This is a genomic window from Parabacteroides sp. CH2-D42-20 (assembly GCF_003670185.1).
GTDB classification, from domain to species: Bacteria; Bacteroidota; Bacteroidia; order Bacteroidales; family Tannerellaceae; genus Parabacteroides; species Parabacteroides distasonis.
Genome location: NZ_RAYG01000033.1, coordinates 37,839 through 49,839 on the forward strand (window position 1 = coordinate 37,839; position 12,001 = coordinate 49,839).

Below are 12,001 nucleotides of genomic sequence, written 5' to 3' on the forward strand. Positions count from 1 at the left end.
TCGAGATTACAAATATGAGCGAAAGTATAAATCATACAGGATTTGTAGAGAAGATCGATGGCGACACCGTCTTCGTCCGCATTACCCAACAATCCGCATGCTCGGGATGCCACGCACAGTCTATGTGCTCGGCATCCGAGAAAAAGGATAAGATCATTGAGGTACCCGATCGGTCGGGACGGTTTCACGTAAACGAGGAAGTGATAATATGCGGACAAAATTCCATGGGACTTCAGGCCGTATTGCTGGCATTTGTCATTCCTTTGGTGATAGTCGTGGGGGCCATCGTAATCGGGACGAATCTACAATGGGACGAGACCACGAGCGGGTTAACCGGTTTATCGCTTTTACTGCCTTATTACTGTATACTATACTTAATGCGTGACAAACTAAAAAGACGATTTATATTTACTTTGAAAAAACTTAATTGATAATATATCATGATTTTAATTGCCGTTATTTCATTAGGAGCAATCGGGGCGGTCGGAGCGGTTTTCCTCTACGCTGCTTCCAAGAAATTTGAAGTCTACGAAGATCCTCGCATCGCACAAGTACAGGAAGTCCTTCCCGGGGCGAACTGTGGAGGTTGCGGTTATCCGGGTTGCGCCGGATTCGCAGGCGCTTGCGTAAAAGCTGACTCATTAGACGGATTGCTCTGCCCCGTTGGTGGTGGCCCGGTCATGGCCAAGGTCGCTACAATACTGGGTAAAGAGGCGGGTACAGCCGAACCCATGGTAGCCGTTGTCCGTTGCAACGGAACTTGTCAGGCCCGCCCACGTACAAACTCTTATGATGGAACGAAAAGTTGCGCCATCGCCTCTACCCTTTACGGAGGCGAGACGAATTGTTCTTTCGGTTGCCTAGGTTATGGCGACTGTGTGAACGCCTGCGCTTTCGACGCGATCCACATCAACCCGGCTACGGGAATCGCCGAGGTGGACGAGGAAAAATGCACTTCCTGCGGCGCTTGCGTGAAGGCTTGCCCGAAGAGTATCATCGAGTTGAGAAAGAAAGGACCTAAATCACGCCGGATTTACGTGTCTTGCGTAAATAAAGATAAGGGAGCCGCCGCCCGCAAGGCTTGCGCCAACGCTTGTATCGGCTGTGGCAAATGCGCCAAGGAATGTCCGTTCGAGGCGATCACCGTAACAAACAACGTAGCTTATATCGATTATACGAAGTGCCGGATGTGCCGCAAATGCGTGGCTGTATGTCCGACAGGAGCTATTCATGAGCTGAATTTCCCTCCTCGTAAGGAAGCCGCTCCCGCTCCGAAAGCGGAGACCGTGAAACCGGCGCCGAAGGCAGAGGCTACCGTGAAACCGGAAGCCACACCGAAAGTTACAAGTGAAGAAAAAACAAATCTAAATTAAAATCTAATAGTATGCTAAGGACATTTCGAATCGGAGGTATACATCCCCCCGAGAATAAACTGTCTGCCGGTAAGAAAATTACGGCTCTCGCTACGCCTAAACAGGTGATTATCCCCCTCAGCCAGCATATCGGCGCCCCGGCGCAGGCCGTGGTGAAGAAAGGGGATCTGGTAAAGGTGGGTACATTGCTAGCCAAGGCGGGTGGTTTCGTATCAGCGAACATCCACTCTTCCGTATCCGGCAAAGTGAACAAGATAGATAACGCTCTCGACGCTAGCGGATACAAACGTCCCGCTATCTATATAGATGTGGAAGGTGATGAATGGGAAGAGACGATCGACCGCAGCGAGACCTTAGTGAAGGAGTGCACGCTGTCTTCCAAGGAAATCGTGGATAAGATCGCCGCTTCCGGTATCGTCGGTCTGGGTGGAGCGACTTTCCCTACGCAGGTGAAATTGATGCCGCCTCCCGGAAACAAGGCAGAGATCGTAATCATCAACGCCGTGGAGTGTGAGCCTTATCTTACTTCCGACCATTCGTTGATGCTGGAGAAAGGCGAGCAAATCCTAGTCGGTGTCACGATCCTAATGAAAGCGGTCAACGTGAACAAGGCCGTGATCGGTATCGAGAATAACAAGCCGGACGCTATCGCCCATCTGCAAAAGTTGGCGGTAAATTATAAAGGTATAGAGATCATGCCGCTTAAGGTACAATATCCGCAAGGAGGCGAGAAACAATTGATCGACGCCGTTATTCGCCGTCAGGTAAAAAGTGGTGCGCTTCCTATCTCGGCGGGTGCCGTGGTACAGAACGTAGGAACAGCTTATGCCGTTTACGAGGCGGTACAAAAGAATAAACCGTTGTTCGAGCGTGTGGTGACGATCACGGGTAAGGCGGTAGCTAATCCTTCCAATTTCTTGGTTCGTATGGGAACACCGATCAGTTGCTTGATCGAGGCCGCAGGTGGCCTGCCCGAGAATACGGGTAAGATTATCGGTGGCGGACCGATGATGGGTAAAGCGTTGATCAGCGCCGAGGTGCCGGTTTGCAAAGGAAGCTCCGGTGTTTTATTACTGACGACGGAGGAATCTGTCCGCAAGCCGATCCGGGATTGCATCCGTTGCGCCAAATGCGTAAGTGTCTGCCCGATGGGATTGAACCCTACCCTATTGATGAACGCCACGGAATTCCAGAATTGGGAATTGGCGGAGAAGAACTATATCACCGACTGTATCGAGTGCGGGTCGTGTAGTTATACCTGTCCGGCCAACCGTCCGTTGCTGGATCAGATCCGGTTGGGTAAAGGAAAAGTTATGGGTATTATCCGGTCTAGAAAGTCATAAAACAAGAGCAACATGGAAAATAATTTATACGTATCGCCCTCGCCCCACATCCATGGTGGCGACAGCATAAGCAAAAATATGTATGGTGTACTGATTGCCCTTATCCCGGCTTTCTTGGTATCCCTTTATTTCTTCGGTCTGGGAGCGTTGATCGTTACGGTCGTATCGGTTCTGGCCTGTATGATATTCGAGTATTTGATCCAGCGATTCCTGATGAAAAAGGAACCGACCCTTTGCGATGGCTCCGCTATCCTGACGGGTGTATTGCTGGCCTTCAACCTACCTTCCAACCTTCCGGTCTGGATCATTATTATCGGAGCGTTGGCGGCGATCGGCATCGGCAAGATGTCTTTCGGTGGATTAGGTAATAATATTTTCAATCCGGCGTTGGTCGGACGTGTATTCTTATTGATCTCCTTCCCGGCGCAGATGACGACTTGGCCGGTGGTAGATGCCTTGAACGTTTTCCCGATGACTTATACGGACGCCCAGACCGGCGCGACGGTACTGTCGTTGATGAACGAGGGCGTGACCGAGCTTCCGTCTTACGGGAATATGCTTGTAGGGGCTATGGGAGGTAGTCTCGGTGAAGTGAGCGCCGTGGCCTTGATCCTCGGTCTTTTATTCATGCTATGGAAAAAGATCATCACTTGGCAGATCCCGGTATCCATCTTGGCTACCGTATTCGTATTCACGGGCATCATGCACTTGGTGAATCCGGTACAATACGCCAGCCCGTTCGTTCATTTATTATCCGGTGGTTTGTTATTAGGCTCCATCTTTATGGCGACCGACTACGTAACCTCGCCGATGAGCAAGAACGGAATGCTTGTCTACGGCGTGGGAATCGGAATCCTTACCACGGTGATCCGTTTGTTCGGGTCTTACCCGGAAGGTATGTCGTTCGCTATCCTGATCATGAACGCATTTACTCCGCTAATCAACAGCTATATCAAACCTAAACATTTCGGAGGAAAGTAAGCATGGCAAAATTAAAATCAACATTACCCAATATGCTCCTTTCACTAACAGGCATTTGCTTGGTAGCAGGGGCGATCCTAGCCGGAGTGAACCAGTTTACCGCCGGCCCTATAGCGGTAGCCAAAGCGACCGCCTTGGAGGAAGCGATTAAAGCCGTTGCTCCCGAGTTCGACAACAAACCGACTGAGGACGTCTATATGGCTGTCTCCTCCGATGGTGATTCCCTCAAGATTTATCCTGCCAAGAAAGGCGGACAAGTCGTTGGCGGAGCCGTAGAGAGTAATACGAAAAAAGGCTTTAGCGGTGAGATACGGGTTATCGTAGGTTTCGATATGGATGGCAAGATCTTGAACTATTCCGTATTGCAACACGCCGAGACTCCGGGCTTGGGAGCCAAGATGCAAGAATGGTTCCGTGCGGACAAGAACAAGCAAAGTGTCTTGGGGCGTACGATTCCGGACGGAGGCTTAAAAGTAACAAAAGATGGTGGCGACGTGGACGCTATCACGGCAGCGACAATCTCCAGCCGTGCGTTCCTCGATGCCGTGAACCGTGCGTATAGCGCATTCGCAGGTGTAGACGGATTAACGGGTGCCACTTCAACTGATAACAAATAAAAAGGGAGGACAGAACAATGAGTAATCTAAAAATATTGATGAATGGTATCATCACGGAGAACCCGACATTTGTATTACTGTTAGGTATGTGTCCGACCTTGGGAACGACCTCTTCGGCCATCAACGGCATGAGTATGGGATTGGCTACGATGTTCGTATTGATTTGCTCGAATATCGTGATTTCCGCCTTGAAAAACGTAATCCCCGACTTGGTGCGTATCCCGGGATATATCGTTGTGATCGCGACGTTCGTGACCGTAGTGCAGATGTGCATGGAAGCGTTCGTCCCGGCTTTATACGCTAGCTTGGGATTATTTATCCCGTTGATCGTGGTAAACTGTATCGTACTAGGACGTGCCGAGGCTTTCGCTGCGAAGAACGGCGTAATCCCATCCGCTTTCGACGGAATCGGTATCGGACTGGGCTTTACGATGGCTCTTACGCTGCTGGGCGCTTGCCGTGAGTTCTTGGGAACCGGTAAGTTATTCAACGTAACCTTGATGCCCGAGGAATATGGTTCGCTGATCTTCGTATTGGCTCCGGGAGCGTTTATCGCCTTGGGTTATCTGGTAGCAATAGTAAACAAACTGCGTAAAGCATAATAAACGGATCATATGGAATATATATTGATATTTATCGCCGCCGTATTCGTTAATAACGTTGTACTGGCACAGTTCTTGGGAATTTGTCCGTTCTTGGGGGTATCTAAGAAAGTGGAGACTGCCGCAGGCATGGGAGCCGCCGTTACGTTCGTGCTTACGATCGCCACGATTGTTACATTCCTCGTGCAAAAATACATATTGGACGCTTTCGGATTAGGGTTCATGCAGACGATCAGTTTCATCTTGATCATCGCCGCCTTGGTTCAGATGGTGGAAATCATATTGAAGAAGGTCTCTCCCGCCCTTTACCAGGCGTTGGGCGTATTCCTTCCATTGATCACCACGAACTGCTGTATCTTGGGTGTGGCTATCCTTGTAATCCAAAAAGAGTATAATTTATTAGAATCTGTGGTATATGCGATCTCCACGGCCATTGGATTTGCGCTAGCTTTGATTATCTTTGCGGGTATTCGGGAGCAACTAGCCATGACACACGTTCCGGAAGGCATGAAGGGCACTCCGATCGCCTTGATCACGGCAGGTTTGCTGGCTATGGCTTTTATGGGATTCTCGGGTATCGTATAACAAACTTATCTAAATGAACACTAGAATGAAAAAGAAGATTTTAGTAGCGGGTGGAACCGGTTATATCGGCTCACACACCACAGTAGAATTGCAGAACGCCGGATATGAGGTAGTCATTATCGACGATTTGTCAAACTCGAATATCGAGGTGCTCGATGGTATCGAGAAAATCACGGGCATCCGTCCGGAGTTTATCCAATTGGATCTAAAGGATAAGGAAGGTACTCGCAAGGCATTGGAAGCTCATCCGGGCATCAAAGGCATTATCTTGTTCGCCGCTAGCAAGGCGGTAGGAGAATCCGTACAGCAGCCTTTGAAGTATTATCGCAATAATATTGTCACTTTGGTGAACTTGTTGGAGGTGATGCCTGAATTCAATATCGAAGGTATCGTATTCTCTTCCTCTTGTACGGTATACGGACAACCGGACCCGGAGAACTTGCCGGTAACCGAGAATGCCCCGATCAAACCCGCTATGTCTCCTTATGGAAACACGAAGCAGATCAACGAGGAGATTATCCGGGATACGATCCACGCAGGAGCGCCTTTCAAGAGTATCATCTTGCGCTACTTCAACCCGATAGGCGCTCACCCAAGCGCAGAGATCGGCGAGTTGCCAAATGGTGTTCCCCAGAACTTGATCCCGTACTTGACACAGACGGCTATGGGTATCCGCAAGGAATTAAGCGTATTCGGCGATGATTATGATACAGTAGACGGTTCTTGCATCCGTGACTATATCAATGTCGTAGACTTGGCGAAAGCACATGTAATCGCTATGGACCGTATGCTTGAGAATAAGTCTGATGAGCATATCGAGATATTCAACCTAGGTACCGGCAATGGTGTTTCTGTCCTTGAACTGATCAATACCTTCGAGCAGACAACAGGCGTTAAGGTTCCGCACAAGATCGTGGGCCGTCGTGAAGGTGATATCGAGAAGGTATGGGCCAATCCGGAGCACGCGAATAAGGTATTAGGCTGGACCGCCAAGGAGACTTTAGCCGACACCCTGCAATCCGCATGGAACTGGCAGAAACGTTTGAGAGAACGTGGCATCCAGTAAATAACACAAAAAAAGAGGCCGTATCTGATAGCGCTTAGCTAAGATACGGCCTTTTTTATATCCTTATATCTACAAGTACTTCTCTAAGATCTCAAGAACCTTCCCGAAATCGATCGGCTTAGCGATATGCTCATTCATTCCGGATTCTTTACACAACTTGATGTCTTCCGCAAATGCGTTCGCAGACATGGCTACTATCGGCATGGACTTGATATCCGGACGTTCTAATGCCCGAATATGGCGAGTAGAGTCGTACCCGTTCATGACCGGCATCTGGATATCCATAAATACCAAGTCATAATATCCCGGACTAGAGTTTTTTACCATATTCACCGCGACAAGGCCATTTTCCGCCTCCTCTACCACCGCACCGGTCTCTTCTAGTAACACAGTCGCTATTTCCCTATTCAAGCTATTATCTTCCACCAGCAAGATCCGCTTACCCTCAAAGTTACCGAAAGGATATTGAGGCTTCTCCGTCTCTTCCTCTTTTTCCTCTTGCTTGATAGCGAAACTTTTCATCAAATAAAATAACTTGGATTTCATCAACGGCTTACTTATGAATCCATCGACACCGGCTCGTTGGGCTATCTCCTCAAAATGCGGACAATCATAAGCGGAAAGAATAATGATCGGAATATCCCGGCCAACGACTTTTCGGATACGGGTAGCGGTCTCGATTCCATCCATTCCCGGCATTTTCAGATCAAGGATAACGGCAAAATAGTCATCATTAAGATGATGTGCCCTCTCTACTTTCCCGATAGCCTCCTCACCAGAAATGGCATATTCACCTTTCATACCGATCTCGTTAATCCTCATACATGCGTTCTCGCAACACACGATATCATCGTCTACCACGAGAACCGGTAAATCCCTTAAATGATCATCCTCAAAACACCCTTGATCCTGCAATTTCAACTGCATCGTAAATGTAAAAACGGAACCTTTGCCATATTCACTCTCCACCTGAATCTCACCATTCATCATATGAGCGATATTACGGCTTATTGCCATGCCTAAGCCGGTTCCTTGTATATTCCGCAAGGTTGCGTCTTCCGCACGTTCAAATGGTTCGAAAACCTTGTGTAAGAAATCCGGCTTTATCCCGATACCATTGTCTATAACCGTAACCTCAAATAAACCATAATTACCATTTTTAATTGGCTTTTCCCGTATCTCAAGTGTTATTTTCCCATAGTCCGGCGTATACTTTATGGCGTTTGACAGCAAATTCAACAATACTTGCTGAATCCGTTGCACATCGCCAATCAGCTTTTCATGTTTGATTTGAAACAAGTGAACCCGGAAATCCTGAAACTTCTGACTGACCGAAGTCTGAACCATAGTAATTACGCTTTGCAATAACTCGCCCATATCGAACTCCTCGTCTGTCAGCAAAATATGTCCGCTCTCTACCTTAGACATATCCAAGACCTCATTGATCAAGTTCAATAACAATTTGGAAGAAACCATAATCTTCTTCAAGCAATCCACTATACGCTCCCGATCGTCGATATGCATACTGGCGATAGTGGTCATACCGATAATGGCATTCATCGGAGTACGTATATCATGGCTCATACGGGATAAGAAATCTGATTTAGCCTGATTTGCCGATTTAGCCACTTGTAGGGCATCTTGAAGTAATTGCCTTTGCCGCTCTTCCTCACGAACCTCCATAATATCGGTCCGGGTCAAAAGAAGTATATTCCTCTCCTTATCGAAAAAGCTAAAACGCAACTTCTTATCCCTAAAAACGCCATTCTCCATCACCTGACAGAACAAGACATACTCACGGGAATTTTGTAAGATAGATAAGACATGATCTAGGGAAAGATTTCGGGTTAACTCATCTCGCTGATCCTCCGGCACATATTTGTGGTGGAACTCGGCTACCTCTTTTTCATAGTCATTACTCGCTATCGGGGGGACCGGCGTCCCACTTTCACGATTGGAAGTATACATGACATAGCTATTCGTATTTGCCTCTATATAAACGACATAATCATACTCAGTCTGAACGGCAGCCTCTACGATCTGTGCCTTGCGACAATGATTCACATAGCGGCTGAAAAGAATGACACGATCCGGAATTCCACTCTTATCTTTCAAGATACGAATAAAAGCCTCATGCCACTCAAAACCCAACAAATCATTACAGAAACGCATGTCGAACTTCTTATTTGCTACGCCGCTAGCCGCCATTTGCCGCAATGAATTCAAGGATAAGATCTCCTCCCATTTCCCTAAATCCGCAGGATATACATATTCTTGAATGTAAGTCTGGCAAAGTTCTGTATAATCCAAACATTCTCCTTCCCTTTCGGGAGTCATCGAATCTTTGACTATCTCAACCTTTTCATTACCTAATGTGACGATCCAAAGCGTATCGACTAGCTCGTTTACACCACAGAGTAGTTCTTCCAAATTTAAAGTAGTATTTGTCATTTTCAATGATATAGATTTAATTAAGAGGAATAGAGCTCCTATGATTTTGAGAGTATTTCATCGAGCCTCCCTCTCCAATCCTCTCCATTCAAAGGCTGATAGGTATGGAACCCTAGTTCCTGCCCCACTACGATATTATTCTTACCATCATCTACAAATAATGTTTCCTCTGGTTTGATTCCTGAATCCAAGACCATGCGATCAAAAATTTCACGATCCGGCTTCGTGACACCGATCTCATAAGAGAGATACAATTTATCGAAATAATCATTTAATGGACGGCCCGACGGCGTAAACTCTTTTGTCTGTGCCCATTCAAGCTGTATGATCGGATTTGTATTGCTCAATAAATAGACTTGATATCTCTCACGGAGTTTTAATATGTAATCCAATTTATATTGGGGAACGCCGCCAATGAAGCCAAACCAAGCCCAACAAATATCCTCATAAGAAAGGTCTTTACCCGTATACTTCCGTAAATAGCGACAAAACTCCTCTACTCCGATCTTTCCGGTCTCCAGATCTTGAAAAACCCCTTTTTGTTCGTAAGGATCTATCAATCCATCGGCATCTTTGACCCCAATCTCTATTAAACGACGAACAGGTTCATCCCGGTCCAAATCTATGATAACGCCCCCCAGATCGAATACTATATTTTTTATTTTACCCATTGCGATACTATTTAAGTCCTAAAGATACAATTTATTCCGTATATCTAGGTTACAAGGATAAAAAAGGGTATAATCTTCAACGATTATACCCCAATCCAAAGCTATATTTATGTATATAAGACTTAATCCAATTTATGGATCACCAAACCGGAGCGAAGCTTCGGTTCGAACCACGTCGTCTTCGGCGGCATGATATTACCCGTATCGGCGATATCCATCAATTGCTTCATCGTAACGGGATACAAAGCCAAGGCAACCTTCATCTCACCGCTATCCACACGGCGTTTCAATTCACCCAGGCCACGGATACCTCCCACGAAATCGATTCGCTTGTCCGAACGTAAATCCTTAATGCCTAAAATCTCATCCAGAATCAAGTTCGAAGAGATCGTGACATCCAATACGCCTATCGGGTCATTGTCATCGTACGTACCGGGCTTAGCGGTCAAAGAATACCATTTCCCTCCTAAATACAGGGAGAAATTGTGCAAGGCACCCGGTTTGTAAATAGCAGAGCCCTTCTCCTCTACCACGAAGTTTTTCGTTAATCTCTCAACGAATTGTTCCTCGGTCAAGCCGTTCAAGTCTTTTACCACACGGTTGTAATCGATAATGGTCAATTGGTTGGCCGGGAAGCAAACAGCCATGAAATAGTTATACTCCTCGTCTCCCTTATGATCCGGGTTTTGCTTGGCCTTCTCCGCTCCTACCAAAGCAGCAGCGGCGGAACGATGATGTCCGTCGGCAATATACAACGCAGGCATCTCCCCGAATAACTCCGTGATGCGAGCGATATCCTTATCCTCATCGATAATCCAGAACGTATGGCCGAAACCGTCTAATTTCGCCACGAAATTATATTCGGGCTCACGAGCCGTATATTTCATTACGATAGCGTCTAGCTCTGAGTTGTCGGGATAAGCGAAGAATACCGGCTCGATATTAGCGTTGTTGACACGTACGTGTTTCATGCGATCCTCCTCCTTGTCACGGCGGGTCAGCTCATGTTTCTTGATCGTGCCATTCATATAATCGGGAACATAAGCCCCGACTACCAACCCATATTGAGTCTTGCCATTCATGGTTTGGGCATAAACATAATAGCATTCTTTCTGATCCTGAACCAACCAACCTTTTTCCTGAAAATTATTGAAATTGGCGGCGGCCTTCAGGTAAACAGCCGGATCATGCTCATCCGTCCCTTCTGGGAAATCGATTTCCGGTTTAATGATATGGTAAAGGGATTTCTCGTTTCCTTCCGCTTCCACACGAGCTTCTTGCGAGTTCAATACGTCATAGGGGCGGGAAGCCACCTCCTCTATAAATTCTTTTGGCGGACGAACTCCCTTGAAAGGTTTTATTTTTGCCATGGTAATTAAATATTATTTATTAACCCGATACTTTTCATTGCCATTCACCAAGAAATCAACGATCTGCTTGGCGGCGGCGATACCAGCGTTGATATTAGCCTCGGCGGTCTGGGCACCCATCTTTTTCGGGGTGCTGAAATAACGACCGGCATATTTCTCGGCCAATTCCGCATGGATAGCGGGCATAATATCTGTCAAGTACTTGAAGTCCGGACGCTCTTCCAACATCTTAGCGAGTCCAGCCTCATCCATCACCTCCTTACGAGCCGTATTCACTACGATAGCTCCCTTCGGCATGGAATTCATCAACTCGAAATTGATAGAACCCTTCGTCTCGGCCGTAGCTGGAATATGCAAAGAGACGATTTGGCAAGCCTTAAACAAATCGGCTGTAGAAGCTACAGCCTTCACACCATCGGCCTCAATCACGGAAGCCGGACAGAACGCGTCGTAAGCGTAAACCTCCATACCGAAACCTTTAGCGATACGAGCCACGTTACGGCCCACGTTTCCATAAGCCAAGATACCCAATTTCTTTCCTTTCAACTCTGTTCCGGAAGTACCGTTATAGAAATTACGAACCCCGTACACCAACATACCGAATACCAATTCGGCGACAGCGTTAGAGTTTTGTCCCGGCGTATTCATCACGCATACCTTATGGGCAGTAGCCGCATCCAAGTCCACGTTATCATACCCCGCACCGGCACGAACCACGATCTTCAGGTTCTTAGCGGCATCCAATACCTCAGCGTCCACCTTATCGCTACGGATAATCACGGCATCGGCATCCTTAACCGCATCCAGCAATTGCGCCTTCTCTGTATATTTCTCCAAAAGAGCCAGTTCCATGCCAGCGCCTTCCACTACCTCCCGGATGCCTTTCACAGCGACAGCGGCGAAAGGTTTCTCTGTAGCAACTAATATCTTTGCCATGTCTGA

12 protein-coding genes are annotated in these 12,001 nt (G+C 47.2%); 8 read left to right on the forward strand and 4 right to left on the reverse strand.

Annotation, left to right across the window (positions count from 1 at the left end):
• Nucleotides 1-14 precede the first annotated feature (14 nt).
• From D7V92_RS18115 to galE, 8 genes are read left to right on the forward strand one after another with little or no spacing between them, the layout of a single operon-like run.
• Entirely contained in the window at nt 15-431 is a 417-nt protein-coding gene (locus D7V92_RS18115; protein ID WP_008780945.1) for a SoxR reducing system RseC family protein, read from the forward strand.
• Nucleotides 432-440: 9 nt separating this feature from the next.
• Entirely contained in the window at nt 441-1,373 is a 933-nt protein-coding gene (locus D7V92_RS18120; RefSeq protein ID WP_121773448.1) for a Fe-S cluster domain-containing protein, read from the forward strand.
• A gap of 11 nt (nt 1,374-1,384) precedes the next feature.
• Entirely contained in the window at nt 1,385-2,716 is a 1,332-nt protein-coding gene (gene rsxC, locus D7V92_RS18125; RefSeq protein ID WP_121773449.1) for an electron transport complex subunit RsxC, read from the forward strand.
• A gap of 12 nt (nt 2,717-2,728) precedes the next feature.
• Nucleotides 2,729-3,697 (forward strand): RnfABCDGE type electron transport complex subunit D, encoded by a 969-nt coding sequence (locus D7V92_RS18130; protein WP_005855664.1) that lies wholly within the window; start codon nt 2,729-2,731, stop codon nt 3,695-3,697.
• 2 nt (nt 3,698-3,699) lie between these two features.
• A complete protein-coding gene (locus D7V92_RS18135) occupies nt 3,700-4,314 on the forward strand; it encodes an RnfABCDGE type electron transport complex subunit G (protein ID WP_008771710.1) in 615 nt (204 codons plus the stop codon).
• Nucleotides 4,315-4,331: 17 nt separating this feature from the next.
• A complete protein-coding gene (locus tag D7V92_RS18140; RefSeq protein WP_005865370.1) occupies nt 4,332-4,916 on the forward strand; it encodes an RnfABCDGE type electron transport complex subunit E in 585 nt (194 codons plus the stop codon).
• Nucleotides 4,917-4,928: 12 nt separating this feature from the next.
• Nucleotides 4,929-5,501, forward strand: a complete 573-nt coding sequence (gene rsxA / locus D7V92_RS18145) for an electron transport complex subunit RsxA (RefSeq protein ID WP_005855659.1) — start codon at nt 4,929-4,931, stop codon at nt 5,499-5,501.
• Between the two features lie 25 nt (nt 5,502-5,526).
• A complete protein-coding gene (galE, locus tag D7V92_RS18150; protein ID WP_121773450.1) occupies nt 5,527-6,567 on the forward strand; it encodes a UDP-glucose 4-epimerase GalE in 1,041 nt (346 codons plus the stop codon).
• Nucleotides 6,568-6,636: 69 nt separating this feature from the next.
• On the opposite strand, the gene D7V92_RS18155 is transcribed toward galE, so the two are convergent.
• The 4 genes from D7V92_RS18155 to D7V92_RS18170 form a co-directional block, all read right to left on the reverse strand.
• A complete protein-coding gene (locus D7V92_RS18155) occupies nt 6,637-9,018 on the reverse strand; it encodes a hybrid sensor histidine kinase/response regulator (protein WP_121773451.1) in 2,382 nt (793 codons plus the stop codon).
• Between the two features lie 38 nt (nt 9,019-9,056).
• Nucleotides 9,057-9,689 (reverse strand): HAD family phosphatase, encoded by a 633-nt coding sequence (locus D7V92_RS18160; protein WP_048928386.1) that lies wholly within the window; start codon nt 9,687-9,689, stop codon nt 9,057-9,059.
• 122 nt (nt 9,690-9,811) lie between these two features.
• Nucleotides 9,812-11,059: a DUF1015 domain-containing protein gene (locus tag D7V92_RS18165; protein ID WP_044546169.1), complete on the reverse strand. Its 1,248-nt coding sequence runs from the start codon at nt 11,057-11,059 to the stop codon at nt 9,812-9,814.
• Nucleotides 11,060-11,071: 12 nt separating this feature from the next.
• Nucleotides 11,072-11,995 carry an NAD(P)-dependent oxidoreductase gene (locus D7V92_RS18170; RefSeq protein ID WP_005855649.1) on the reverse strand — a complete coding sequence of 308 codons (924 nt, stop codon included), beginning with the start codon at nt 11,993-11,995 and terminating at the stop codon, nt 11,072-11,074.
• Between the last annotated feature and the right edge of the window lie 6 nt (nt 11,996-12,001).

What these genes read in the sequence shown, in the direction of transcription:
- D7V92_RS18115 (WP_008780945.1), top strand. Translation starts at nt 15, where the DNA reads ATGAGCGAAAGTATAAATCATACAGGATTTGTAGAGAAGATCGATGGC.
- D7V92_RS18120 (WP_121773448.1), top strand. Translation starts at nt 441, where the DNA reads ATGATTTTAATTGCCGTTATTTCATTAGGAGCAATCGGGGCGGTCGGA.
- rsxC (WP_121773449.1), top strand. Translation starts at nt 1,385, where the DNA reads ATGCTAAGGACATTTCGAATCGGAGGTATACATCCCCCCGAGAATAAA.
- D7V92_RS18130 (WP_005855664.1), top strand. Translation starts at nt 2,729, where the DNA reads ATGGAAAATAATTTATACGTATCGCCCTCGCCCCACATCCATGGTGGC.
- D7V92_RS18135 (WP_008771710.1), top strand. Translation starts at nt 3,700, where the DNA reads ATGGCAAAATTAAAATCAACATTACCCAATATGCTCCTTTCACTAACA.
- D7V92_RS18140 (WP_005865370.1), top strand. Translation starts at nt 4,332, where the DNA reads ATGAGTAATCTAAAAATATTGATGAATGGTATCATCACGGAGAACCCG.
- rsxA (WP_005855659.1), top strand. Translation starts at nt 4,929, where the DNA reads ATGGAATATATATTGATATTTATCGCCGCCGTATTCGTTAATAACGTT.
- galE (WP_121773450.1), top strand. Translation starts at nt 5,527, where the DNA reads ATGAAAAAGAAGATTTTAGTAGCGGGTGGAACCGGTTATATCGGCTCA.
- D7V92_RS18155 (WP_121773451.1), bottom strand. Translation starts at nt 9,018, where the DNA reads ATGACAAATACTACTTTAAATTTGGAAGAACTACTCTGTGGTGTAAAC.
- D7V92_RS18160 (WP_048928386.1), bottom strand. Translation starts at nt 9,689, where the DNA reads ATGGGTAAAATAAAAAATATAGTATTCGATCTGGGGGGCGTTATCATA.
- D7V92_RS18165 (WP_044546169.1), bottom strand. Translation starts at nt 11,059, where the DNA reads ATGGCAAAAATAAAACCTTTCAAGGGAGTTCGTCCGCCAAAAGAATTT.
- D7V92_RS18170 (WP_005855649.1), bottom strand. Translation starts at nt 11,995, where the DNA reads ATGGCAAAGATATTAGTTGCTACAGAGAAACCTTTCGCCGCTGTCGCT.